General features: G+C 64.4%; 21 protein-coding genes. 6 read left to right on the top strand and 15 right to left on the bottom strand.

All coding sequences use genetic code 11. The features are described 5' to 3' along the window. Positions 1 to 738: 738 nt before the first annotated feature. From ACZO3G_RS06255 to ACZO3G_RS06245, 3 genes are all read right to left on the bottom strand, one after another. Positions 739 to 2,403: an AMP-binding protein gene (locus ACZO3G_RS06255; protein WP_276872373.1), complete on the bottom strand. Its 1,665-nt coding sequence runs from the start codon at positions 2,401 to 2,403 to the stop codon at positions 739 to 741. A 39-nt stretch (positions 2,404 to 2,442) separates the two neighbouring features. Then, positions 2,443 to 2,991 (bottom strand): helix-turn-helix domain-containing protein, encoded by a 549-nt coding sequence (locus tag ACZO3G_RS06250; RefSeq protein ID WP_276872372.1) that lies wholly within the window; start codon positions 2,989 to 2,991, stop codon positions 2,443 to 2,445. Positions 2,992 to 3,082: 91 nt separating this feature from the next. After that, the gene (locus ACZO3G_RS06245; RefSeq protein ID WP_256152580.1) at positions 3,083 to 3,295 is read right to left on the bottom strand and encodes a helix-turn-helix domain-containing protein; all 213 of its coding nucleotides are present in this window, start codon (positions 3,293 to 3,295) and stop codon (positions 3,083 to 3,085) included. A 133-nt stretch (positions 3,296 to 3,428) separates the two neighbouring features. On the opposite strand from ACZO3G_RS06245, the gene ACZO3G_RS06240 reads away from it, so the two are divergent. The 3 genes from ACZO3G_RS06240 to ACZO3G_RS06230 all read left to right on the top strand — a co-directional run bounded on the left by ACZO3G_RS06240 (position 3,429) and on the right by ACZO3G_RS06230 (position 7,208). After that, a complete protein-coding gene (locus tag ACZO3G_RS06240; protein WP_256152594.1) occupies positions 3,429 to 3,635 on the top strand; it encodes a helix-turn-helix domain-containing protein in 207 nt (68 codons plus the stop codon). 84 nt (positions 3,636 to 3,719) lie between these two features. Then, a complete protein-coding gene (locus tag ACZO3G_RS06235; RefSeq protein ID WP_276872369.1) occupies positions 3,720 to 4,298 on the top strand; it encodes a xanthine phosphoribosyltransferase in 579 nt (192 codons plus the stop codon). A gap of 348 nt (positions 4,299 to 4,646) precedes the next feature. Continuing rightward, a complete protein-coding gene (locus ACZO3G_RS06230; protein WP_276872367.1) occupies positions 4,647 to 7,208 on the top strand; it encodes an ATP-dependent helicase in 2,562 nt (853 codons plus the stop codon). Between the two features lie 233 nt (positions 7,209 to 7,441). Here ACZO3G_RS06230 and ACZO3G_RS06225 read toward each other — a convergent pair whose 3' ends face one another. From ACZO3G_RS06225 to ACZO3G_RS06180, 10 genes are all read right to left on the bottom strand, one after another. Next, positions 7,442 to 9,163 (bottom strand): ATP-binding protein, encoded by a 1,722-nt coding sequence (locus ACZO3G_RS06225; protein WP_276872365.1) that lies wholly within the window; start codon positions 9,161 to 9,163, stop codon positions 7,442 to 7,444. Positions 9,164 to 9,189: 26 nt separating this feature from the next. Next, the gene (locus ACZO3G_RS06220) at positions 9,190 to 9,867 is read right to left on the bottom strand and encodes a winged helix-turn-helix domain-containing protein (RefSeq protein ID WP_101552763.1); all 678 of its coding nucleotides are present in this window, start codon (positions 9,865 to 9,867) and stop codon (positions 9,190 to 9,192) included. Between the two features lie 22 nt (positions 9,868 to 9,889). Then, complete coding sequence (gene phoU, locus ACZO3G_RS06215; protein ID WP_101552765.1) at positions 9,890 to 10,546, bottom strand: phosphate signaling complex protein PhoU; 657 nt, start codon at positions 10,544 to 10,546, stop codon at positions 9,890 to 9,892. Continuing rightward, positions 10,547 to 11,299 (bottom strand): phosphate ABC transporter ATP-binding protein PstB, encoded by a 753-nt coding sequence (gene pstB, locus ACZO3G_RS06210; protein ID WP_276872363.1) that lies wholly within the window; start codon positions 11,297 to 11,299, stop codon positions 10,547 to 10,549. It lies immediately after the preceding gene. A gap of 8 nt (positions 11,300 to 11,307) precedes the next feature. Then, a complete protein-coding gene (gene pstA, locus ACZO3G_RS06205; RefSeq protein ID WP_101552769.1) occupies positions 11,308 to 12,201 on the bottom strand; it encodes a phosphate ABC transporter permease PstA in 894 nt (297 codons plus the stop codon). After that, the gene (gene pstC / locus ACZO3G_RS06200; protein WP_101552771.1) at positions 12,201 to 13,070 is read right to left on the bottom strand and encodes a phosphate ABC transporter permease subunit PstC; all 870 of its coding nucleotides are present in this window, start codon (positions 13,068 to 13,070) and stop codon (positions 12,201 to 12,203) included. Before pstC ends, pstA begins: the two co-directional genes overlap by 1 nt. 165 nt (positions 13,071 to 13,235) lie before the next feature. Further along, complete coding sequence (locus ACZO3G_RS06195; RefSeq protein WP_276872362.1) at positions 13,236 to 14,180, bottom strand: substrate-binding domain-containing protein; 945 nt, start codon at positions 14,178 to 14,180, stop codon at positions 13,236 to 13,238. Positions 14,181 to 14,656: 476 nt separating this feature from the next. After that, a complete protein-coding gene (gene rbr, locus ACZO3G_RS06190; protein ID WP_101552773.1) occupies positions 14,657 to 15,202 on the bottom strand; it encodes a rubrerythrin in 546 nt (181 codons plus the stop codon). A gap of 363 nt (positions 15,203 to 15,565) precedes the next feature. Next, positions 15,566 to 16,405, bottom strand: coding sequence for an Mrp/NBP35 family ATP-binding protein (locus ACZO3G_RS06185; RefSeq protein WP_101552775.1), 840 nt, complete (start codon positions 16,403 to 16,405; stop codon positions 15,566 to 15,568). 164 nt (positions 16,406 to 16,569) lie between these two features. After that, the gene (locus ACZO3G_RS06180; protein ID WP_276872361.1) at positions 16,570 to 17,394 is read right to left on the bottom strand and encodes a 4Fe-4S binding protein; all 825 of its coding nucleotides are present in this window, start codon (positions 17,392 to 17,394) and stop codon (positions 16,570 to 16,572) included. 110 nt (positions 17,395 to 17,504) lie between these two features. Here ACZO3G_RS06180 and dinB point away from each other — a divergent pair, with 110 nt between their 5' ends. The 3 genes from dinB to ACZO3G_RS06165 all read left to right on the top strand — a co-directional run bounded on the left by dinB (position 17,505) and on the right by ACZO3G_RS06165 (position 23,003). Next, positions 17,505 to 18,734, top strand: coding sequence for a DNA polymerase IV (gene dinB, locus ACZO3G_RS06175; RefSeq protein WP_276872359.1), 1,230 nt, complete (start codon positions 17,505 to 17,507; stop codon positions 18,732 to 18,734). Positions 18,735 to 18,925: 191 nt separating this feature from the next. Beyond that, on the top strand, positions 18,926 to 20,572 hold the full coding sequence (locus ACZO3G_RS06170; protein WP_276872349.1) for a WG repeat-containing protein: 1,647 nt from the start codon (positions 18,926 to 18,928) through the stop codon (positions 20,570 to 20,572). A gap of 445 nt (positions 20,573 to 21,017) precedes the next feature. Continuing rightward, entirely contained in the window at positions 21,018 to 23,003 is a 1,986-nt protein-coding gene (locus ACZO3G_RS06165) for a fructose-1,6-bisphosphatase (protein ID WP_276872347.1), read from the top strand. 1,105 nt (positions 23,004 to 24,108) lie between these two features. On the opposite strand, the gene ACZO3G_RS06160 is transcribed toward ACZO3G_RS06165, so the two are convergent. Both ACZO3G_RS06160 and ACZO3G_RS06155 read right to left on the bottom strand, forming a co-directional pair. Continuing rightward, positions 24,109 to 24,666, bottom strand: a complete 558-nt coding sequence (locus ACZO3G_RS06160) for a flavodoxin family protein (protein WP_276873900.1) — start codon at positions 24,664 to 24,666, stop codon at positions 24,109 to 24,111. A 19-nt stretch (positions 24,667 to 24,685) separates the two neighbouring features. After that, positions 24,686 to 25,519, bottom strand: coding sequence for a DegV family protein (locus tag ACZO3G_RS06155; RefSeq protein WP_276873904.1), 834 nt, complete (start codon positions 25,517 to 25,519; stop codon positions 24,686 to 24,688). Positions 25,520 to 25,544: the final 25 nt, after the last annotated feature.

Genomic DNA, 25,544 nt, shown 5'->3' with positions numbered 1-25,544 from the left:
GCGCACCACGGGTTCCTTTTCGGACGGACGAAAAGGAACCAAAAGTCCGCCTAAGAACCCTCCGCCGGGTTCTTAGGAATCTCCGGGAGTACCTTGCCATAGCCCGCGAGCTGCCGCCGCTCCCCACGGGTACACAAGCTGAAGGCTCAATTCAAGTTGCGGACGCTCCCAACGACCGAAGCCGGATGGCTCGCCGGGGACGCACGGCGGAAAACAACGCCCGTTCCGGGCGTTCGCGCGCCCTGCGCGCGTGCGCGGCGAAGCCGCGCAGTTTTCCGCCTCCCCGTGGGCGCTGCGCGCCATGCAAAAGCGGCCGTGCCTCCCCGGGCGCATTTCCGGTACGGTTCCGGAGGCTTGCCGGCAGAGGCATTGCGCCCGCGGCGCGGCGCCAGGCGGGATGCTGTAAGCTCGTTCACTCATCCGTGGACGGGGCGCCGCCGACTTTGGCCGCAGGCCAACCGGAGGCGGCGCGGGGGTCAAGGGGGCGCAGCCCCCTGCGGCTTCTTTCCCCCATTTCTTGTCCGTACAAGAAATGGGGCCGCCCGCCGGGGCGGGACCCGGCAACTCCGCCGCTCCCCGAGCGGCAAATCTAAGCCCGCTGTCGGTCGACTACCGACAACCTCCTCCGCTCGATGAGCGGACAATCTAAAACCGCCGTCGGCCGACTACCGACAAGCTCTGCCGCTCCCTGAGCGGCAAAAAAAGAATCGCCGCACCCTGCCGGGCGCGGCGAAAAAATTATTTCTGAGAGTCCTCCAGCCGAATCTGCTTGCGCTTGATCTTGCCGGAGGTGGTTTTGGGCAGCTCGCTCACGAACTCGACGATGCGCGGATATTTATAGGGGGCGGTCTCCTTTTTGACGTGGTTCTGGAGCTCCTTTTTGAGCGCGTCGGAGGGTTCGTAGCCCTTTGCGAGCACAATGGTGGCCTTGACGACCTGCCCGCGCACGGGGTCGGGCGCGGCGGTGACGGCGCACTCGAGCACCGACGGATGGGTCATGAGCGCCGATTCGACCTCGAAGGGACCGATGCGGTAGCCCGAGCACTTGATCACGTCGTCGTTGCGGCCGACAAACCAGATATAGCCGTCGCTGTCCCGCCAGGCGGTGTCGCCGGTGGAATACATGTTGTCAAAGAAGGCGTCCTCGTTGGCGGCGGGGTCGTCGCGGTATTCGACGAGCAGGCCCGCCGGGCGGAATTTGTCGAGGTTTTTGACGACGATCGTGCCGACGATGCCGTCCTCGCAGGAGTTGCCGTCCTCGTCGACGATGTCGAGGTCGTAGAGGGGCGAAAACTTGCCGGTCGAGCCGGGCTTGATCGGAAACCACGGGAAGTTCGCGATGATAACCGTCGTCTCCGACTGGCCGAAGCCCTCGGTGAGCTCCAGCCCGGTCGCCTCCTTCCAGCGGTTGAAGACCTCGGGATTGAGCGGCTCGCCCGCGATCGTGCATTTTTTGAGGGAGGAGAGATCGTATTTCGAGAGGTCCTCCTTGATGAGGAAACGGTAGACGGTAGGCGGCGCGCAGAAGGTCGTCGGCCGCAGGTGCTCGACCGTCTCAAGCATATGCCTGGGGTCAAACTTGCCCTCGGTGTCGTATGCCACAATCACCGCGCCGCAGATCCACTGACCGTAAATCTTGCCCCAGCCGAATTTCGCCCAGCCCGAATCGGCCGACACGAAATGCAGTCCGCCCTCCTCCACCTGGTGCCAGTAGTTGGCGGTGGTGATGTGCCCGAGCGGATAGGCGTAGTTGTGGACGATGAGCTTGGGCATCCCGGTGGTGCCGGAGGTGAAATACCCGAGCATGAGGTCGTGGACGTCGGTGGCCGCCTCCCCCGTGGGGCGCGGAAAAACGGAGGGATACGCCGCCGCCTCGGCGCGCAGGTCGATGCAGCCCGCCGGGACATGCGCCCCGACCACCGCCACCTGTTCGAGGGTTTTGCAGGCGGGACGCACCTGCGCGATGTTGCGGAGCAGCTCGTCGTCGTCCACCGTGCAGATCATCTTGACGCCCGCCTTGTTGCAGCGGTATTCGATGTCGTGCGGCATGAGCTGGAAGGTGGCCGGGATGACCACCGCGCCGATGCGGTGGAGCGCCAGCATGCACACCCACGCCTCCACCCGCTGTTTGAGCACGAGCAGGACGAAATCGCCCTTTTTCACGCCGTAATGGGTAAAGAAATTCGCCATGCGGCAGGAATACTCCGAAAGGTCCTTGAAGGTGTAGCGCCGCTCGTCGCGGCCGTCGTTCACCCAGACGAGCGCGGGCTTTTCGGGGTCTTTGGCCCACTCGTCGATCACATCATAGGCAAAGTTGAAATCCCCGGGCACGTTGAGACGGTAGTTCGCCTTGAAATCCTCGTACGAGTCAAACCCGGTACGGGGTAAAAATTTTTCGATCATGTTTTTTTGCACCGCTTTCTTAAATTCTCTGGTCCGCGTTCATTCGTTGATGATGGTCAGGAATTTTACCGGGCCGCCCACGGCGCGCTGTCCGTGCGGCGTCATCGGGTTGAAGAACGCGCTGTCGCCGGCCTCGAGAAGAAATTCCCGGGAACCGATTACCAGCTGTACGGTGCCTTTTAAGACGTAGTTGAACTCCTGCCCGCCGTGCACGACGAGCTCGGGGGGATTTTCCATCGGCTCCAGATCGACCACCATCGGGTCGAACTGGCGGCCGATATAGTTGAAGGCGAGAGAACTGAATTTGTAGCCCTTGTACCGCTCCACCGACACGCCCCGCCCCTGGCGGACGATGGTGTAGTCGCTCATGCGGGGGGCGTCCCCGGTCAGGAGCACCGTAGGGTCGACGTTCAGCGCCGCCGCTACCGCGTAGATCACTCCTATCGGAATGTCGGATTCGGCGTTCTCGTACCGGTTGTACTCCGCTACCGATACGTTCACCTGCTTTGCAAGGTCGGCCGCGTCTACGTCGAGGATCTCGCGCAGCTCGCGGATGCGTTGGGCAATCTGCTTGATCTGGTCGTTCATGATGCTCCTCCTTCTTTCAAAAGTCGTGCGAAAAGGGATATCCCATATTTTACACTTTAACAGGGTAAATGGCAAGGAAAATTTTTGCGGCCTATTCCCGCTCCTTCTTGTCGCTCACTTCCAGCAGATAGTCGACGCTCACGTTGTAGAACTCCGCGAGCTTCACCAAAATCTCCGCTGGAATTCTTCTGTGCCCATTTTCATACCCTGAGTACGTACTTCGAGGGATTTCCAAAAAAGCCGCTATTTCCTTTTGTCCGATATCGCCGTCTTCTCTTAAGTCCTTGATTCTTCTGAAGTACACACTATCACCTCAAAAAAATCTTATGTGATTCATATCGAATCATTGACTTTTGATTCTCTATGAATCAAAATAGTATTTGGAGGTGACAGGCGTGAAATACCAGAAGCCGGATTTTAAGTGCGTTGGGTTTCTCATGCGGGGGTTGCGGGAAGCGCGGGGGATGAGCATTTGGGACCTCGCGTTCAAGAGCGGCGTCTCGGAATCCAACATTTGGCGGCTGGAACACGGGCTGCTCATGGGCCAGTATCACATGAACGAGTTTTTCGCGTTGTGCGACGCGCTCGACGCGGAGCCCTACCTCGTCCTCCGCCTCGCGGGCAAGAAAAAAGGAAAGCCATAAATTTGGCTTTCCCCATTGAACAAATCGGCGGGATGCGCTAAACTGTTGACAACGAACCGTGTCGAATTTAGGAGGGAACCCGCTATGGAACTGCTGAAACAGCGCATCCTCAAAGACGGCCACGTCAAGGCCGGCAACGTCCTCAAGGTGGACAACTTCCTCAACCACCAGATGGACGTGGCCCTTTTTGCCGAGATCGGCAAGGAGTTCAAGCGCCGCTTTGCCGGCTGCAGCGTCACCAAGATTCTGACCATCGAGGCGTCCGGAATCGGCATCGCCTGCCTGACCGCCGAACAGTTCGGCGTGCCGGTGGTCTTCGCCAAGAAGAGCCAGTCGAAAAACATCGACGGCGAGGTCTACACCACCCGTGTGGAGTCCTTCACCCACGGGCGGGTCTACGACATCATCGTCTCCAAAAAGTTCCTCTCCCCCGAGGACCGCGTCCTGCTCATCGACGACTTCCTCGCCAAGGGCAGCGCGCTCAACGGGCTTTGCCAGCTCGTCGAGGATTCGGGCGCGACGCTTGTGGGCGCGGGCATCGTGATCGAAAAGGGCTTCCAGGAGGGCGGCGAGCTCATCCGGGGACGGGGCGTGCGGGTGGAATCGCTCGCCATCGTCGACGCGATGGACCCGGAAACGGGGTCGGTTACGTTTAGAGACTAGGGGAACTTTTGAAAAAGTTCCCCCGGACCCCTCAAAACTTTTGATGCAGGCGTGGCGCTTTCCACTCCGCGCGCGCGTCCCATGAGACAATGAACTCACCAGACAAAAATTTTCGCCGCCACTTGCCCTGCGGGCAAATGGTGTCCCCATTCGGGCCGTCGCTTCGCGACACCTTTTTCAAAAGGCGGCGGGGTGCCGGGGCGGGGCCCTGACGCGCGCCCCGCAGGGCGCAAGACACTTGATCCTGAAAAGCGATTTTTTGGTTCTTTTTTTCAAGAAAAAAAAGAACAGGGGCCCGCCGCGACGCGCTCGCGGCGGGCTCGCATTTCTTTCGGAGGGGGGCCTATGATGCCAGCGGTCACAGCGCCGGCGTTCACGCTCAACGACGAGCAGCGGATCGCCGCCGAAACCTTTACGGACAACCTGCTGGTGCTCGCGGGCGCGGGCACCGGCAAGACGAACACGCTTGCCTGCCGGGTGGCGAACCTGCTCTCCGGTGGGCTGGCAAAACCGGAGGAGATCCTCTGCCTCACCTTCACCAACCGCGCCTGCCGCGAGATGACCGAGCGGGTGGAGCGGATGGCGGGGGAGGCGGCGCGCGGCGTGACGGTCAAGACGGTCCACGCCTTCTGCGCGTGGCTGCTGCGGGAGACCCCCGGCGTTTTCACCGACGTGGGGCCGGACTTTTCCGTCTGCGACGCCGACGACGCGCGGGAGATCCTCCGGGAGGTCGTCTTCGAGGTGGTGGGGCGCGAGCCGGGCGACCAGGCGCTGCGGGTTTTGCAGGATTTCACCGGGCTGGTCAAGGACTGCTGGCTCGCCCGCCCGCAGGAGGACTGCTCCGCCGCCGCGGCGTGGGCGTTTGTCCACCGGCGGGAGGAGGTCGAGCGGGTGTGCGTCGGCCCCGACCGCCGGTTCGACCCCAAATTCCACCGCTTCCTCGTCAAATACGGCGCGTCGGTCGTGCGCCTCTACAACCTGAAGCTCCTGTCGAACGGCCTGCTCGACTTTTCCGACCTGCTCATCCGCGCCTTTGCGCTGCTCGCCGACCCGCGCGCCTCCGCCCTCTGGCGGGAGCGGTTCCGCTTTGTCCACGTCGACGAGGTGCAGGACGTGAGCCTCGCGGAATACGGGCTTCTCTCCAAGCTCTGCGGGAACGCCCGGGTGCTCCTCTGCGGCGACTTCAACCAGACGATCTACCAGTGGCGCGGCTCCGACCCCGGCGCGCTTATCGCGCGCTTTACCGAGGAATTCCATCCGCGCGTGATTGAATTCACCGTCAACTACCGCAGCAGCCCCGGCCTGCTCGCCGCCGGGAACGCCTTTCTCGCGAACGCCTTCGGGCGGGGGCCGGGCGGCGGGGGGCATGTGGAATTCGGCGGCGACGTGGTCGTCCGCTCCTTCGACACCCCGGCCGACGAAATCCACTGGATCTACGGGCAGATCGCCTCCCTCGGGCTCACCGACTTTTCCCGCGCCGCGATCATCACCCGCACCAACAAGGTCTGTGCCGACGTGTGCGGCATCCTGCGCGCCAGCCGCCTCGACGACAGCCTGCCGCCCGTGCGGTTCATGCTCGCGGACGAGCTGCGGCTGCTCAAGCGCGCCGAGGTGAAGGACGCGCTCGCCTGCGTCTCCGTCGCCGCGAATCCCCGGGACGGGGAGGCGCTTGCCCGCGTGCTCAAGCGGCTGGTCAAGGGGGTCGGCCCCGCGACGGTGGGCGCGGTCGCCGCCAACTACCGCGAGGGCGGAGGGGCCGCGCTCGCCGACTTTTTCGACCCGCGCACCAGAAATACCGGCGACTTCTTTTCCCCGCTGCTCGACGCGCTCGCGGATGGCCGCGTCGTCGTCTACGACGTGGAATCCACCGGCACCGACGTCTATTCCGACGAGATCGTGCAGATGGCCGCCGTGCGCCTCGACCCCGCCGGGAATGTCTCCGAGCGGTTCGAGCGGTTTTTGCGGCCGTCGGGGCCGGTCGGGGACTCCGAAAAGGTCCACGGCTTTACCGACGGCTTCCTCGCGGAGCGCGGGGAGGACCCCGCGAAGGCGCTGGGGGATTTCCTCCGGTTCTGCGAGGGGTGTGTGATCGTCGGGCACAACGTCGCCTTCGACGTTGCGATCACCCGCCGGAACCTCGCGCGCAGCGGCGCGCCGGGAGAGTTCGGCAACGTCTGGTACGACACCCTCGACCTCTCCCGCCGCTACCTCAAAAACCTCGAAAACCACAAGCTCCTGACCGTGGCGGCGGCGCTCGGCGCGGCAAACGACCCCACCCACAACGCGATGGACGACATCCTCGCCACCGCCGACGTGCTCCGCGCGCTTGTAAAGGGATACCTCCTGCCGGGGCAGGAGGCGCGGCGCGCCTTCTACGCGAAATACCTGCCCCGCCTCGCGGGCGCGGCCTCCCTCGTGGAGACCGCCCGCCGGGAGGCGGAGGGGCTCGGCGGGCCCGCCGCCGCGCGGATGCTGCTCGACCGGTTCGGGGTGTGGGAGCTCTATGACGGCGCGCCCGAAAAGCGCGCGAATTTGCAGCTCTTCCTCGACTTCGCGGACGACTTCTGCGATCCCGCCCAGCCGCCTGCGCGGCAGCTCTCCGCCCTGCTCGAGCTCTCCGCCCTCTCGTCGAGCGAGCTCGACCGCATGAGCCGCTCCGCCAACAAGGTCGCGGTCATCACCGCCCACCAGTCCAAGGGGTGCGAGTTCGATTACGTCTTCCTGCCCGTCTTGCAGGAGGGGGTCTTCCCCACCTTCCAGGCGGCCAGGTCGGGCGAGCTGGAGGAGGAGAAGCGGGTCTTCTACGTCTCGATCACCCGCGCGCGGAAAAAGCTCTTCCTCACCTGGTCGCGCTGCGGGATGAACAACTACCCATCCAAGCCCAGCCGCTTCCTCGGGATGCTGGGGTGAAAAAGAGGACGCCAAGGGGGCCGCTTCCCAGCCGGGAAGCGGCCCCCTTTCCGATGTTCCTTTTTCTCCTGTAAAAAGGAACCGAAAAACACGCCTGAAGGATGGGGATTCCGCGCCTGCGGGTGCGGCGCGGGGCCCCGCCCCGCGGCTTTTGAAAAAGCTGGCAAAACCTTTGAGTTTGGAAACTATTCCACGGGCGGCGTTTCGCGGGCGCGCCGGGAGCACTGCCCGAATCAAAGGTTTCGGGTTTCAGGGGGCTTTTCAAAGCCCCCTGAGAAAGGCAGGCGCACGGTGACGGAGGTGCCGGCGCCGGGCGCGGATTCGAGCGAGATCGAGCCGCCGTGGCGCTCGACGATGTGCTTGACGATCGAAAGGCCCAGCCCGGTGCCGCCCGTCTGCTTGGAGCGGGACTTGTCCACGCGGTAAAACCGCTCGAAGATGCGCGCCTGGTGCTCGCGCGGGATGCCGATGCCGGTGTCCGCCACCGTGACGGCGGCCCAGTCCCCCTCGCGGCGGACGCTCAGGTCGACGCGGCCGCCCGGGCGGTTATATTTGACGGCGTTGTCCGCGAGGTTGCAGACGAGCTCGTCGAGCATCTGCCGGCTGCCCCGCACCGTGACGAGATCGCCCGAGACGGCGATCGCCACCTGCTTCTGCTCCGCGGGGAAGCGCAGCGCCTCGGCCGCCCCCTCGCAGAGGGCGCGCAGCTCGACCGGCTCGTCCTCGACGGCGCCCGACTGCTCGATGCGGGAGAGGCGGATGATGTCGTCGGTCAGCGCGATCAGCCTGCGGGCCTCGCTGTAGATCCGCCCGGCGAACCGCTTGACGTCCTCCTCCCCGGAGGCCATGCCGTTCTGGAGCATCTCGGCAAAGCCGGAGATTGAGGTGAGCGGGGTTTTGAGCTCGTGGGAGACGTTGGCGGTGAACTCGCGGCGCACCTGCTCCGCCCGCTGCTGCTCGGTGACGTCGAGCAGCAGGACGATCGTGCCCGCGACCTGCCCGCCGTCCTCCCGCACGGGGCTGGCGAAGGCGTGGCAGGCGCGCCCGTCCCGTTCGAGAACCACGTCGGCGCCTTCACCGCCGGCCGCGCGCTCGATGCACGCGCCCAGCTCGGCGTCGCGGGTGACGACGAGGACGTTTTTCCCCTCGTATTCCCCCGCCGGGCTTCCCAGCAGGGAGAGGGCCGCCGCGTTGACCGAGAGGACCTCCTTCTCCCGGCCGAGCAGGAGCAGCCCCTCCTTCATGTTGGAGGTGATCGTTTTGATCGTGTCGCGCTCGGCGCGCAGCCGCTCCATCTGCTCGCCGATCAGGCGGTTCTTTTCGCGCAGCTTCCGGTAGAAGGGCTCGAGCTCCTCATAGCCGCGCAGGCTGTCGGTGTTTTCGAGGTCCTCCGCCAGCGCCTCCACCGGCCGCACCAGCCGCCGGGTCAGGCGGGAGGCCAGCAGCATGCTCAGCAGCAGGGTGACGAGCACGATGCCCGCCATGAGCGGGATCACCCCCGCGAAGACCGCGCCGATGCTGCGGGTCTGCTTGGAGACGCGCAGGACGCTGCCGTCGGGCAGGGCGGCCGCGTAGTAGCAGGTGTCGAGCCCCATCGTCTCGGAGCGGCGGATGTCCTCGCCGCTGCCCACGCTGAGCGCCTCCCGCACCTCGGGGCGGTCGAGATGGTTCTCCATGCCCGCGCGGTCGTTGTCCGAGTCGAAGAGCACCCCGCCCTCCGGGGTGATGAGGGTGACGCGGAAGCTATCGAACCGGATGTCCAGGCTGGAGAGGTAGTCCAGCCTCTCCTCTCCCGTGTAGGCGACCGACCGGGCGATCAGCTTGTGTTCGTCGCGCAGCTCCTGCTGCACCTGCCGCACGAGCAGTCCGTGGGCCGACCAGAGGGTCAGCGCCGCCGTGAGCAGCGCCATGCCGATCGCCGCGGCGCACAGGCTCCAATATACGTTCCGTTTCATCTTGGTCTCCTTTTGGCGCCGCGCGCCTATTCCCCGATCTTGTAGCCCACGCCCCGCACCGTGCGGATGATCTCCCCGCAGGCGCCCAGCTTGTGGCGGAGCGATTTGATGTGCATGTCGACGGTGCGGCTCTCCCCCTCGTAGTCGAAGCCCCACACCCGTTCCATAATCTTTTCGCGGGTGAGCACGAGGCCCTGGTTTTTGAGCAGGAAGGCGAGCAGCTCGAACTCCTTGTAGGTGAGGGCGACCGGCTCCCCGGCGGCCGTGACGGCGCGCCTGCCCGGGTCGAGGGAGACCTCCCCGTAAAGGAGCGGCGCGGGCTCCTCGCCGGGACCCGCCCGGCGCAGCACCGCGCGCACGCGGGAGAGCAGCTCCATGACCCCGAAGGGCTTGGTGACGTAGTCGTCGGCGCCCGCGTCGAGGCCCTTCACCTTGTCGTATTCGGTGGCGCGCGCGGTCAGCATGATGACGGGGATGTCCGCCGTGCGCACCGATTCCTTCATGCGGCGCAGGATGGCCAGCCCGTCGTCCCCCGGCAGCATGATGTCGAGCAGCACGAGGGAAGGCGCAAACGCGTCGCACGCCTCCCAGAACGCGTCGGCGCGTTCGAAGCCGCGCGCCTCATAGCCGCTGCTCACCAGCGCGTAGAGCACCAGCTCGCGGATGCTCTCGTCGTCCTCCACCAGATAGACCCTCGCGGCCATTCAAGTCCCCTCCGTTTCCGGGTCAGATGACCCGCTCGTTGCCGTGTTCGCCGGTGATCGAAAAGACCACCCACTCGGCGATGTTGGTCGCGTGGTCGCCGATCCGCTCGAAGTATTTGGCGACCATCACAAGGTCGATCGCCTCTTCCCCGTCCGCGCCGTCCTCCCGGATGAGGCGGACGATATCGTCCCGCACCTGGTTGAAGAGGTCGTCGACGATGTCGTCGCAGGCGATGACCGCCCGCGCCCGGTCGAGGTCGCGCGCCACGAACGCGTCGACCGCCCCCGTGACCATGCGGACGGTCGCCCACGCCATCTGCGGGATGTGCTCGAGCGAGCCGGCGCAGCCGTCGTCGATCAGGCGGAGCGCGATCTCGGAGATGTCCTCCGCCTGGTCGCCGATCCGCTCCATGTCGGTGATCATCTTGAGCGCGGTGGAGATCATCCGCAGGTCGGCCGCGACCGGCTGCTGCTGGAGCAGCAGCCGCAGGCAGCGGCGCTCGATCTGCTTTTCCTTCTCGTCCACCCGCGCGCCCTGCCCGATCGCCTGCCGGGCGAGCGCGGGGTCCTTTTCGAGCAGCGCGCGGGAGGCGTCGTCGATTGCCCGCTCGATGAGCGCGCCCATCTCGATCAGCTCGTTGTTGAGCGCGGAAAGCTCCTGGTCAAACCGGTTCCTCATCTATCCGAACCTCCCCGTGATATAGTCCTCGGTGCGCTTGTCCTTCGGCATCGAGAAGAGGTCTTCGGTCGCGCCGAACTCAACCACCTCGCCCAGCAGAAAAAACGCCGTCTCGTCCGAAATGCGGGTGGCCTGCTGCATGTTGTGGGTGACGATGATGATCGTGTAATTCTTTTTCAATTCTAACACAAGGTCCTCGATCTTGGAAGTGGAAATCGGGTCGAGGGCGCTGGTGGGTTCGTCCATCAAGAGCACCTCCGGCTCGACCGCCAGCGCGCGGGCGATGCACAGCCGCTGCTGCTGCCCGCCCGACAGCCCGAGCGCCGGCTTTTTGAGCCGATCCTTCACTTCCTCCCAGATCGCCGCGTCCCGCAGGGATTTCTCCACGATCCCGTCGAGCCGCGCGCGGGAACGGACGCCGTGGGTGCGCGGCCCGTAGGCGATGTTGTCGTAGACGCTCATCGGAAAGGGGTTGGGCTTCTGGAAAACCATCCCCACCCGCCTGCGCAGCAGGTTCACGTCCATGTCCCCGTAGACGTCTTCCCCGTCGAGCAGCACCCGCCCGGTGATGCGGCAGTCCTCCACGAGGTCGTTCATCCGGTTGAGGGATTTGAGCAGGGTCGACTTGCCGCAGCCCGACGGGCCGATGAACGCGGTGATCGCCCGTTCCCCGAGCGAAAGCTCCACGTTTTTGAGCGCCTGGAAGTCGCCGTAAAAGAGGTCGAGGCCCTCGATTTGAAATTTGTCCTTCATCCTGTTCCCTAGCCTTTCGTAAGCCGCCTGGCGACCACCGCCGAGAGGGTGTTGATGAGCAGCACCGTGACCAGCAGCACGACAGCCGTCGCGTATGCCTCGTTGGTGTGGAGCCCCTCGCTCGAGAGCACGTACATGTGGATGGCGAGCGTCCGCCCCGACAGGAAGAGCGCGTCCTTCCCGCCCGGGATCTGCGCGACGGTGCCCGCCGTATAGATGAGCGCCGCCGTCTCGCCGACGATTCTGCCGATGGCGAGGATCACCCCCGCCAGAATCCCCGGCACCGCCGAGGGCAGCACCACCTTGAAGACGGTGCGCAGCCTGCCCGCGCCCAGACCGAAGCTCGCCTCGCGGAAGGAGTCGGGCACCGATTTGAGGGCCTCCTCGGTGGTGCGCATGATGAGCGGGAGGATCATGATCGCCAGCGTGCACGCGCCCGAAAGGAGCGAAAAGCCCCAGTGCAGCGCGGTGACGAAGAAGAGCATCCCGAAGAGCCCGTAGACGATCGAGGGGATGCCGCTGAGCGTTTCGGAGGTGATCCGCACCAGCCCGACGAGCCGGTTGCCGCGGCGGGCGTATTCGACGAGGTAGATCGCCGTGAAGATGCCCAGCGGCGCGGCGATGAGCAGCGAGAGAAGGGTCATCATCACCGTCGTGACGACCGCCGGGAAGAGGGAGACGTTGACCGAATTGTAGGTCAGCTCAAAGAGGGAGGGGGTGATGTGGGGCGCCCCCCTGACGAGGATGTACCCGATGATGAAGAGCAGCGTCGCGGCCGTCAGCAGCGCCGCGAGCCCGACCAGCAGGAAGAGCAGCAGCGAGAGGGGCCGGCGCAGGTAGGACCGGGCCCGCTGGCGGAGGCTCACGCGGTTGACGGCGGGGAGGCCGTGGATGTCGCGCATCAGTCCATCCTCCTTTTGAGCAGCGAAAAGCAGAGATTGATGAGCAGGATAAAGACGAAGAGCACGACGCCGGTGGCGATAAGCGCCTCCCGGTGGAGCCCCGAGGCGTAGCCCATCTCCATGACGATGTTCGCCGTCAGCGTGCGCACCCCCTTGAAGAGGCCCGCCGGCATCCGCGGCTGGTTGCCGGCGACCATGATGACCGCCATCGTCTCGCCGATGGCGCGGCCGACGCCGAGCACCACCCCCGCGAGAATGCCGCTTTTGGCGGCGGGCAGCACCGCGAAAAAGACGGCGCGCTCATGGGTCGCGCCCAGGGCAAGCGCGCCCTCGTAGTAGCTCTGCGGCACGGCGCGCAGCGCCGATTCGGACACGCCGATGACCGTCGGCAGGATCATGATCCCCAGCAGGATCGAGGCGGCCAGGATGCTGCTGCCGTTCACCGCGCCGAGCCTCCGGAAATGCTCCCGGATGAAGGGGACGATGACCACCATCCCGAAAAAGCCGTAGACGATCGAGGGGATGCCCGCCATCAGCTGGACGGCGGGCCCCAGCACCCGGTAGGCGGGGCGGGGGCAGAACCGCGCGAGGAAGACGGCGGCCAGGATGCCGACCGGCACGCCGAGGAGGATCGCGCCGCCCGTCACATAGACGCTTCCGAGGATCATTGGGAAGATGCCGAAGGAGGCGGGCACGTCCTGGGGGGCCCACTTGCGCCCGAGCAGGAATTCCCCCGCGCCGATCTCCCCGATCGCCGGGATGCCGCCCATGAAGAGGAAGAGGCAGATCACGGCCACCGCCGCGATCGACGCGAGCGCGCAGGCCAAAAAGAGGATTTCCATCCCTTTTTCCTTGATTTTACCGGACATCGGCGAAGTCTCCTTTGCTGCCCGCGCGGGGCGGTCTGGCGGAGGGCGGCCGGGCGGGAAACCCGCCCGGTCCCCGGCATGGGAAAGGGGCGGATGCTCATCCGCCCTTTTCCGGAGGAAAGAAATGAAAAGGAAGAAAGCGTTCTATCGGAAGCGGGAACCGGCTCAGCCGGCCACCGCGCTCCACGCGGTCGCCGCGCCGGTGAAGATCTCCTTTACCTGCGCGCTGGTGAGGTCCCCGACCGGGTTGCCGGGGGCGACCACGACCGCGATGCCGTCGTTGGCGATGACGGTCGCGGAGAGGGCCGCGGCCTCCTCGTCCTTGAGCTCGCGGGAGGCCATGCCGATGTCGCAGGTGCCGTCCATCGCGGCGGTCATGCCGGAGGTGGAATCGCTCGTCTGGATCTCGATCACGGCGGCGGGATTTAACGCGGTGTAGGCCTCCTTGAGCTTCTCCATGACCGGGGAGACGGAGGAGGAGCCGGCCACGACGATCTTGCCCTCGGGCTTGCCGCCCGCATAGGCGGCCGCGTCGGCGGCGGCCCTGATGTAGCCGTTGTCCTCAATGATCTGCTGGCCCTCGGCGCTCATGATGAAATCCAGGAAGTCCTTCGCGATGCCGGACGCCTCCCCCCTGACCGCGACGTTGAAGGGGCGCGCGACCTTGTAGACGCCGGAGGCGACGTTCGCGGCGGTCGCTTCGGCGCCGTCGATCTTCACAGCCTTGACGGTGTCGTTGAGGGAGCCCAGCGAGATGTAGCCGATCGCGTAGGGATCGCCGGCGACGGTCGTCATGACCACGTTGGTCTGGTTGGCGATCGTGGCCTCCTCGGTGGTGCAGTCGACCTTGGTGCCGTCCTCACCCTTCTCCTCGATGCCGAAGAGCTCGATGAAGGCGCCGCGCGTGCCGGAGCCGGGCTCGCGGGAGATGACCGAGATCGGGTTGGAGGCGTCAAAGTCGGAGGCGGGCGCCTCGGACGGCGCGGCCTCGGAGGCCGGGGTCCCGGAGGCGGGAGCCGCCGCGTCCGGGGCGGCGGGGGCGGAGGAGCAGCCTGCCAGCGCGGAGAGCATCATCAGGGAAGCAAGCGCTATCGCAAAAATCTTTTTCATTGTTTTCACCTTTCTTTACTGGTTGTTCCGTTCCTGAGGTACGCGATAAGAATACCTTCCCCATGTAAAAACACAAGCCGCGCCGTGTAAAAACTGCGTAAAATTATGTGCAAACCGCCAAAAAACCGGCTTACCGTTTGGCGAACCCGACAGGCTTCATTGTTACGAAACAATTTGGACAGACAATCCCCCGATAAATGTCAAAAAATCTTCAAACGGGTTTCACATCTGCCCGGTATACTGAAGCCACTCCAAAACGAAAGGCGGGATGCCATCGGGACGAGACCCAGCTGTATTTTCCCAATACCGATCCTGATCTTTTCTTTCTTCTCCTCATACAATACTGTCAGCCCGCCGGGCGGCCGGAATACCGGCCCGGCGGGCGGGACAGACCAACGTCCGCCTGCGCCTCGCGCGCAGTTTCAGATAGATAAAAAAGGGGAACGGCCCGCGGGCCGTTCCCCTTTTTTGAGTGCTCAGTAGTTTTCCGCCTTGACCTGGAACCACGCCTGCGGCTTTTCGCAGACGGGGCATTTGGGCGGGGGCGTGGTGCCCTCGTAGATGTGCCCGCAGTTGAGGCAGATCCAGGTGACGCTCTGCGGTTTCTGGAAGACGGTGTTGCCGTCCACGTTGCCCTTGAGGTGCTGGAACCGCTGCATGTGCTCCTGCTCGATCTTCGCCACCAGCTCGAACAGCGTCGCGATCCGGTCGAAGCCCTCCTCGCGCGCCTCCTTCGCAAAGGTCGGGTACATCGTCTCGTACTCGTACTGCTCGCCGTCTGCCGCCGCCTGTAGATTGTCGGTCGTCGGCTGCATGCCGTTATGCAGGATCTTGAACCAGATCTCCGCGTGCTCCTTCTCGTTGTTCGCCGTCTCGAGGAAGAGGTCCCCGATCTGCTGGAAACCGTCCTCCTTCGCCTTCGCCCCGAAGAAGGTGTATTTGTTGCGCGCCTGGCTTTCGCCCGCGAAGGCCGCCAGCAGGTTTGCCTCGGTTTTGGAACCCTTTAAAATTTTCTGCTGCATGGTCAAATCTCCTTTGCCAAAATTCTATCCATAGAATTCCCATGCGCGATCCGTTTCATACGAGACGGACGAAAAATTTGCGGGAGGGGCCTTCTTTCTTTTCTATCGCAAAAGAAAGAAGCAAGGAAAAGGTTCCCAAAGCGGGGCCTGCGGGCCCGGGTCAAGGGCTCCGCCCTCGAAAATGCCCGGCGTTCCTTCCGGAACGCCGGGCATTTTCTCACCCGCCGCCTTTAAAAAGGTGTCGCGAAGCGACGGCCCGAATGGGGACACCATTTGCCCGCAGGGCAAGTGGCGGCGAAACTTTTTATTTGCCCTCACGGGCGGCGCCACGCCGGAATCGAAAGTTCACTGGGGGGAACGCTTTCAGGAGGGTTTCCCCAGCGCCTCCACCGCGTCGGCGGCGGAATCCATCCAGTCGCCCTCGAACAGCTCCACGACGCCCTTGTCGCAGACGGACGCCAGCGCGGGGTCGAGCGGCAGCTTGGCGAGCACGGGCAGCCCGTAGCGGGCCGCGATTTCGTCGACGTGGCTTTCGCCGAAGATGTTGATCCGCCTGCCGCAGTCGGGGCACTCGACATAGCTCATGTTCTCCACGATGCCCAGAATGGGGATGTTCATGAGCCGGGCCATCTTGACCGCCTTCTCGACGACCATCTCGACCAGCTCCTGCGGGGAGGCCACCACGACGATCCCGTCGAGCGGGATCGACTGGAAGACGGTCAGCGGCACGTCCCCCGTTCCGGGCGGCATGTCGACGAAGAGGAAGTCGACGTCGTTCCAGATCACGTCGGTCCAGAACTGCTTGACCACCCCCGCGATCACCGGGCCGCGCCACACGACCGGGTCGCTCTCGTTCTCGAGCAGCAGGTTGATCGAGATCACGTCGACGCCCGTCTTGGTGCGCACCGGCAGGATCGCCTCGCCCATGCCCGACGCCTTTTCATGCAGGCCGAACGCCTTGGGGATCGACGGGCCGGTCACGTCGGCGTCCATGATGCCGGTGTGGTGGCCGCGCCGGTTGAGCAGCACCGCCAGCATCGAGGTGACCAGGGATTTTCCCACGCCGCCCTTGCCGCTGACCACGCCCACCACCTTGCGGACGCTGCTCAGCTCGTGGGGCTTCTCGAGGAAATCCTCCGGCTTCATCTGCCTCTCGGCGCAGTTTTCGCCGCACGACTCACAGTTGTGTGTACATTCGCTCATGCAATCAGAACTCCTTTACAGGGCCCCGTTTGAAAACAGGCCCGAATACCATAGCTAACAGTATATTGCGGGCGGGCGGGTTTGTCAACGTCCTCCACCAAAACGGTAGAATTAAAAATTCCGCGAAAGTGTGCTATAATAGGCGCGGGCGGCGCGCGGCCGGGTCAGATGTGCAGCGCCTTTTGGGGGCACTCCTCCACGCATTGGAAGCAGAGGATGCACTCGGTGCCGTTTTTCCGCCCGCGGGAGTTGTCCACCATATCCACGTCCATCGGGCAGACCTTCCTGCACCGGCCGCAGGACACGCACCTGCTGGTATCATTCTTGACGCGCAGGAGGGAAAAATAACTTGCCGGCTTCAAAAAAACCGTAACCGGACAGAGATATTTGCAGAACGCCCGGTTGTCCCGGAAGCCGAACGCCAGCGCGACGCCAGCCGCGTAGTAGAGGAGATTCCCGGCGAGAAAGCTCCAAAACAGGATCTTGTCCCTGCCGGCGGCGCCCAGCAGGAAGAGGCCGCCCACAAAGACGAGGGAGGCGGCGAACACGATGTACCGGACAAAGCCGAGCTTTTTCCGGGGCCCCCGGGGAACCCGGAAGGGCAAAAGGTCCAGGACCATCGCCGTCCAGCAGGCGTACCCGCACCAGCCCCGCCCGAAGAGGAGCGGCCCGAAGATTTTCGCAACCGCGTAGTGGATGGTCGCCGCCTCGAACACGCCGGAAAAAAGGTAGTACCAGAATCCTTCGATCTGCATGTTTTCCCCGCGCAGGACGCCGAGGTAGAGCAGCATGTAGAGGCCGACGGCGAACTGAACCAGGCGGCGGGCGTATTTGACATGCCGGCCGTAGAAAAACACGCCGAGCGCGAGGCAGGCGCCGATGTAGGTAAAATTGAACAGGTAGAACCGGCTGCCGAGCGTGAGCCAGAGGGTCACCGCGACGGCCTCGAACAGAAGCCACAGCAGCGCCGGGAATCCGTATTTTTTCACGATCGTTTCCTCATTTCAACGGCGCGGTCGCCGTGCCGTCCGTATCAGTTTACCGCAAAACCGCGAAGATTTCCACCATTTTGAACGAACAAGCGCCGGGAGGGGATTTCATGGACCGCGTGATCCTGCACTGCGACTGCAACGCCTTTTACGCCTCGGTGGAGACGCTCCTGCGTCCCGAGCTGGGAAGGGTGCCGATGGCGGTGTGCGGCGACCCGGAAAGCCGTCACGGCATCATCCTCGCCAAAAACGAGCGGGCCAAAAAATTCGGCGTGGCCACCGCCGAGACGATCTGGCAGGCAAAGCGCAAATGCCCCGGCCTCACCCTCGTGCCGCCCCACCGGGGGGAGTACGTCAAATACTCCCGGCTGGTCAACGAGATCTACCAGCGCTACACCGACCAGGTCGAGCCGTTCGGCATCGACGAGTCTTGGCTCGACGTGACGGGCAGCCAGAACCTCTTCGGGACGGGGCCGGAGATCGCCGACGAGATCCGCCGGACCGTGCGGGAGGAGCTGGGGCTCACCGTGTCGGTGGGGGTCAGCTTCAACAAGGCGTTCGCCAAGCTCGGCAGCGACTACAAAAAGCCCGACGCCACCACCGTCATCTCCCGCGAAAACTTCCGCCGGATCGTCTGGCCGCTGCCGGTGGGCGCGCTGCTCTACGTGGGGAAGGCCGCGCAGGAGACGCTCGCGCAGCTCCAGGTGCGCACGATCGGCCAGCTGGCCGCCTGCGACCGCGCGCTCGTCGCGAAGCGGCTGGGCAAGATGGGCGAGATGATCCACGACTACGCCAACGGGCTCGATATGAGCCCCGTGCGCGCGGCGGACGACGCGCGGGAAATCAAATCGGTCGGCAACGGCATGACCTACCGCCGCAACCTCGTGGGGCTGGAGGACATCCGCCTCGCGGTCCTGACCCTCAGCGATTCGGTGTCCGCCCGGATGCGGCGGCACGGGGTCAAATGCCGGACGGTGCAGGTGCTCATCCGCGACCCCGGCTTCAAATCGATCTCCCGCCAGCGCGCGCTGCCCGCGCCCACCCATCTGGGCAAGGAGATCGCCGAGGCGGCGCTTTCGATCATCCGCGACGCGTGGGACCTGCGCGCGCCCATCCGCATGATCACGATCACCGGCGCGAACCTCACCGACGCCGGCGGCGCGGGGGAGCAGCTCTCCCTCTTCGCGCCGCCCGACGACGAGAGCCGGGAGAAGCGGGAGCGGCTCGAGGCCGCGATGGACGGCATCCGCGAGAAGTTCGGGCAGGACGCCATCGGCCCCGCCGGGGTGCTCGGCAACGACATCGGCATCGGCGGGGCGGGCTGGAACAAGGACGAATGACGCCCGTTTCCGTAAGAATGCCGTAAGAATCTTTTGCGGCTTCGTTCATAATTCCGCCATGTTTTGTGGACGCGCGGTGCTATAATGAAATTGGGAAATCGCGGGAGCGGGCAGGAAAACGCCCGGAATTGCGCACTGTTCCTGTGAAACCCGCACGGACGGCGAATTCGCCCTAGAAAGGGGACTGTCATATGAAAAAGACCGCATTGCTGCTGGCGCTGCTGCTGGCCCTCTCCGGCTGCCAGCCCGCCGCGCCCGTCGAGGCGCAGAACGGCGGGAGCGCTTCCTCCGCCGCGGAGGAGTCCGCCCCGGCGTCAGGCCCGGCGGACGAGGACCCCCGGGAGGACCCCGCCCCGCAGGCGGACGCCTCCTACGTCGACGCGCCCGAGCCGGACGAGCCCCCGCAGACGACGGTCGGCGCGATCGAGCTGCCCGCCGAACCGGCCTCCTCTAACGCCGGCTATTCGGTCGACCTGCTCACCCCCGCGCAGTACGACCTCTACTACCCGCTCAACCGGGGCGGCTACCGGCAGTTCCAGACCGCCGACTTCTTCCCGCTGGGGCAGGGCGGCAAATACGCCGTCGCCAACCGGAACGGCAGGCTGCTGACCAACGTGGAATACGAGCTCGGCATCGAGGGCTGGAACTCGATCGACGGCATGGTGCCGCTCAAAAAGGACGGCAAGGCGGGCGCGATCGACGCGGCCGACGGCTCCGTGCTCGTGCCGTTTGAATACGACGACGTGTGGTGCGCCAGCGGCAGCGACGGGAGCGGCCTCTACAGGGTGCAGAAGGGCGACGCCGTCGAGATGATCGACCGCACGGGCGTCACCCGCTTTTCGATGGAGCGCGGGGACGACTTCACGGCGCTCAAAAAACGGTTCGTGCTCTATAAGGACGGGATGCTGCGCTTTTATAACCAGCAGTACTCCCCCATCGCCAACTTCGCCTGCGACGGGATGGAGGTCGTCTCCAGCCCCCGCACCAACGAGGGGGGCCGCGACCTGATCGCCTTTGATTACGAGGGCGCGTGGGGCCTCGCGGACAGCGACGGCAAATTCCTGACCGACCCGGTCTACGACGAGATCGGCTATTTCACCGGCTCCTACGCGGTGGTCACCCAGAACGGCAAGCGCGGCATCATCAACGACCGCGGCAAGGTGGTCGTCAAGCCCGAATGGGACGACATCACCCTCTATAAAAGCAGCGCGAGCGTCTGCAAGGACAACCGCTGGGGCGTCATCACCGACATCGACAGCGGCGAGCCCGCCGTCAAGCCCTCCTATGACTACATCATGGGCTTCGGGGATTACGGCTACGCCTGCTTCGAGCGCAACGGCAAGTTCGGCATCATGGACAAGGAGGGCAACGAGATCGTCCCCGCGCGGTACGACGGCACCCTCTCGACCTCCCGCTCGCTCGACAAGGGCTACTATATCCTCGAAAGCGGCGACGGCCCCTTTAACAGCGGCATCGTCGACGGCCGGGGCCGCGTCATCATCCCGACCGACCACTACGTCCAGCCGGGCGCGGACGGGGAAAAGCTCAACCTCGTCCTGACCCCCTCGGGCAAGTGGGGCTTTGCCAACGACCGCGGGCAGTTCGTCATCGACGCGCAGTTTGAAAACGCCTCCCCCTTCATCAGCGGCAAAAACGTCGCCTTCGTCCAGAAGGACGGCAAAATCTGCCTGGTCAACCGCAAGGGCGAGCTCGTGCTCAAAACCGTCTTCAGCGACCTCATCGGCTACAACCCCGATACCATGGTCTGCGCCATGGAGTATACCGCCGCGGACGGCACCGTCAAGGGCTGCCTCGTCAAGGTGAACCTCCCCGCCTAGTTCCGAAAGCTGAGAAAAAAAGCCGCCCGCGAGGGGCGGCTTTCCTTTTTGGCGCTTTTGAAAAGCGCCGTGAAATTTTTGGTTCCGGCGGGGCGCCGCCCGTGCCCGCCGGTCCCGAAGTCGGTTCCGTGCATCAACCTTTGCCAAAAAATGCATTGAACACGCCGGGGATTTATGGGATAATAGCCGCAGAGCGGTCACTGTCCCGAAACGGGGTATGCCGCGGTGTCACCGGCAGGCCGTGCCAAAAGTCCTTTACACACAAGGCGGGGCCCTGCGCGCGGGCGCGGCTGAATGAATAAAAGCCGTTCGCGCAGGGCGGCGGGCGGCCTGTATCAACGGTTCTTTGCCGCCGCCTGCCCTTCGGGCGGACGGCGTCCCCATCCGGGCGGTCGTTGTGTACGGCAGGCTTTCCTTCAGGAAGGCCGGAAGGAGGAGAAAACAGATGGACAAAGGGAGCGGACGGGTGAGCGACCTGCGGTATTTGCAGCTGCTTGCCCGGCAATACCCGAACACGCGGGCGGCAAGCAGCGAGATCATCAATCTCCAGGCGATTCTCAACCTGCCCAAGGGCACCGAGCATTTCATGTCCGACCTGCACGGGGAGTACGAGGCGTTTTTACATATCCTCAACAGCGCGTCGGGCGCGGTGCGGGAAAAATGCGACATCCTCTTTGAAAACACGATGACGCGGGAGGAGCGCGCGCGGCTGGCCACGCTGATCTACTATCCCGAGGAGAAGCTGCGGGAGATCCACGAGACGGTCGGGGACATCGGGGAGTGGTATAAGCTCACCCTACACCGGCTGATCGAAATCTGCCGGCTCGTCACCTCCAAATACACCCGGTCCAAGGTGCGCAAGGCGCTGCCCGCGGACTACGCCTACATCATCGACGAGCTGCTCAACACCAACTACGAGGTGCACAACAAAAAGGACTACTACGAAAACATCCTCTCTACAATCATCCATCTCGGCCGCGCGGAGGATTTCATCATCGCGGTGTCCGGGGTCATCAAGACGCTGATCGTCGACCACCTGCACATTGTGGGGGACATCTTCGACCGGGGCCCCCGCGCCGACATCATCCTCGATTCCCTCATGGCGCACCATTCGGTGGACATCCAGTGGGGCAACCACGACGTGCTCTGGATGGGCGCGGCCACCGGCAGCCGCACCTGCATCGCGACGGTGCTCAACAACTCGATCACCTACAACAACCTCGAGGTGATCGAGACCGGCTACGGCATCAGCCTGCGCCCGCTGGCGCTCTTCGCCAACGAGGTTTACCGCGACGTGGACGTCTCGCGCTTCCTGCCCAAGGGGCCGGTCGACGCGGCCACCTTCGACGCCAAGGACGCCGCGCTCGCCGCGCGGATGCACAAGGCGATCGCGGTCATCCTCTTCAAGCTCGAGGGGCAGATCATTTTACGCAACCCGGAATTCGGCATGGACGACCGGCTCCTGCTCGACAAGATCGACTACGCGAACCGCACCGTGCGGATCGGGGGGGCCGACTTCCCGCTGCGGGACACCGAGCTTCCCACCGTCGACCGCGCGAACCCCTACGCCCTCTCCCCCGAGGAGGAGCGGGTCATGGCGCAGCTCAAGGCGGCCTTCCTCAGCAGCGAGAAGCTCCAGCGGCACGCGCGCTTCCTCTACACCAAGGGCGGGCTTTACAAATGCTACAACGGCAACCTGCTCTATCACGGCTGCATCCCGATGAACGACGACAGCTCCTTCATGGAATTTTCCATCGGCTGCGAAAAGCTCGCGGGCCGGGCCTTTTTCGACCACGCGGAGGCGCTGGCCCGGCAGGGCTATTACGCCCCCGAGGGCTCGTCCGAAAAACAGTCGGGCAAGGACTTTTTGTGGTTCCTCTGGTGCGGACGCAACTCCCCCCTCTTCGGGCGGGACCACATCGCCACCTTTGAGCGGGCGCTCGTCCCCGACGAGACGACGTGGGTGGAGCGCAAAAACCCCTATTACTCCTACTACAACGACGCGGACGTCTGCATCCGCATCCTGCGGGAGTTCGGCCTGGAGGGCCCCCACTGCCACATCGTGAACGGCCATGTGCCGGTCAAGTCGAAGGACGGGGAGAATCCCATCAAGGCGGGCGGGCGGCTGATCGTCATCGACGGCGGCTTCTGCCGCGCCTACCAGCCGACCACCGGCATCGCGGGCTACACCCTGATCTACAACTCCTGGGGCATCCGCATCGCCTCCCACGAGCCCTTCTCCGGGCGGGAAAACGCCATCCGCAACAACAAGGACATCGTCTCCACCTCGGTGGTGTTCGAGCGGATGGAATCCCGCATCAAGATCGCCGAGACCGACATCGGCGAGGAGCTTCGGCGCAACATCGAGGACCTCAAATGGCTGCTTATCGCCTTTAAAACCGGAGAGATCAAAGAGAGGAATTCCTATTGATTTTGAAAAGGCCGCCCTTTTGGGCGGCCTTTCCTTTTTTTGATTTTCCGCCCTGCGGGCAGAGGCTTTTTTGCGCCCCTCCAGGGCGCTTTGGATTTGCCGCACTGCGTCTGGCAAGCCTTTTACGCGCCCCTCTGGGGCGCTTTCAATGCGCCGCCTTTGGCGGCATAGATTGCCGGGTCACGCCCCGGCGGGCGGTTTTAGATTTGCCGCGCTGCGCCCGGCGGGGCTTTCACGGGAATTGCCGCTTAAAAAGCGGCAAGAAACACGAGCGCGTTCCGCCGCGCGCCACGGGTTCCTTTTCGGACGGACGAAAAGGAACCAAAAGTCCGCCTAAGAACCCTCCACCTTGGGCGGCCTGCCCGGGCTGCGCCCGGAGCGCGCTACGCGCGACGGCCGCTCGCGGGCGCTCCGCCCCGCGACCCCGGCTTGAGTCCGCTGCGCGGATCCGGCCCTGCGGGCCGGAACTCTAAGCGGTATCTCCGGGAGTACCTTGCCATGACCCGCGAACTACCGTCACTCCCCACGGATACACAAGCTGAGGGCTCAATTCGAGTTGCGGGCGCTCCCAACAACGTACACCGGATGGCTCGCCGGGGACGCACGGCGGAAAACAACGCCCGTTCCGGGCGTTCGCGCGCTCTGCGCGCGTGCGCGGCGAAGCCGCGCAGTTTTCCGCTTCCCCGTGGAAGATGCAAGCGAAATAAAAGCGGCCGTGCCTCCCCTATGAAAACCTCCGGTACGGTTCCGGAGACTCGCCGGCAGAGGCATTGCGCCCGCGGCGCGGCGGCTGACGGGATGCTGTAAGCTTGTTCGCTGATCCGTGACAGGGCGCCGCCGACTTTGGCCGTAGGCCAACTGGAGGCGACGCGGGGGTCAAGGGGGCATGGCCCCCTGCGGCTTCTTTCCCCCATTTCTTGTCCGTACAAGAAATGGGGCCGCCCGCCGGGGCGGGACCCGGCAACTACGCCGCTCGACGAGCGGTATGTCTAAGGGGTCGCTGTCGGTCGACTACCGACAAGCTACGCCGCTCGATGAGCGGACAATCTAAAACCGCCGTCGGTCGGCCACCGACAACCTCCGCCGCTCGCCGAGCGGCAAACCCCTACAAATCCATTGCCAAATCGCGCGCGGCCTCCAGCCATTCGCTCTTCGCGGCGTCGCCGATGTCGCCGAGGCCGGACGCCACGAGGATGCCGCGGTCCTCCCAGCCGAGATAGTCGGCCATGACCTCGTAGTTTGCGACGGCGGGCTCGAAGTCGTCCTCTTCCTCGGAGGCGCCGCAGAGGATGAGCGCGCTCTCCTTGTCCGCGAACGCCCGGCGCTTGTCGTCGCCGTGGCAGAGCGGGTAGAACCGGTCGATGACGGCCTTGAGCTGGGCGGGAAATCCAAAGTAATAGATTGGCGCGGCAAAGACGATCATGTCCGCCACATTGAGTTTGGGATAGAGCTTCTGCATGTCGTCCTGCTGGACGCAGGGCATGCCGTCCTTTTTCCAGCAGCGCTCGCACGCCTGGCAGCCCGCGATCTTCATGCCGCTGACCCGCAGGACCTCGGTCTCATGCCCCTTTTCCCGCGCCGCGGCGGCGAACGCCTCCGCGAGGACCTGGCTGTTGCCCTTTGGGCGCGGACTTCCCACCAATACCAGGATGTTCTTTTTCATGCCACATTCCTCCGTCCGGTCAAAATGCGATGATGACGCCGCCTTCGTTCGCATACATTGTACTGATGCCGCGGGTGGGGGCGACGACGATCTCCTTGAAGTTGTAGCGGCGGGCGGCCTCCGCGCGGATGAAATGTGCCTGCCGTTCGTTGTTGCAGTGGGTGATGACGAGGGTGCGGTCGGAGAAATTGCTCCGCCGCTCGCCGATGATGTCGACCAGCCTTGTGAAGGCGCGCACCGAGCCGCGCGCCTTTTCATAGAGCTTGATTTCGCCGGCGTCCCCCATCATGATCGGACGCAGCGACATCGCGGACGCGACATAGCCGGTCAGCCTGCCCATACGGCCCGCCTTGATGAGGGTGTCGAGGTTCTCCACGATGAAATAGGTCTTCATCCCGTGGATGAACGCGGTGACCTCGCGGACGATCTCGTCGAACGCCATCCCCGCCTCGGCGCACTCCTTGATCCGGATGCCGACGGCGATCTCCCCGGCGGACGCGGAGAGGGAATCAAAGACGTGCACACGGTGGCCCGGATGCTCCGATTCGACCATCTCCCTGGCGACCATCGCGCTGTTGTAGGAGCCGCTCAGCTTGGAGGAAAGGGTGACCGCGAAGACCTCCTTCGCCTCGAGAAAGAGCCGCGCCCACACGTCGGGCGCGGGACAGGCGGATTTCGGGATGTGGCGGCTCTGCTTCATGGCCGCGAGAAACCGCGGGATGTCCATCGAATCGTCGTCGACGTAGCTCACGTCGTCGAGCAGGATGGTCAGCGGCGCCGTCCGAGCGTTCAGCGGCCCGGTAAGCGCGGGAACCAGCTCGCAGCAGCTGTCGGCAACCAGTTTGTATTCCATCGTTTCAGGTCCTTTCCATTGCGGC

This window comes from Anaerotruncus sp., assembly GCF_057433415.1.
The sequence above is the reverse complement of the archived record's forward strand: the minus strand, read 5'-3'. Positions and strand labels throughout refer to the sequence as shown.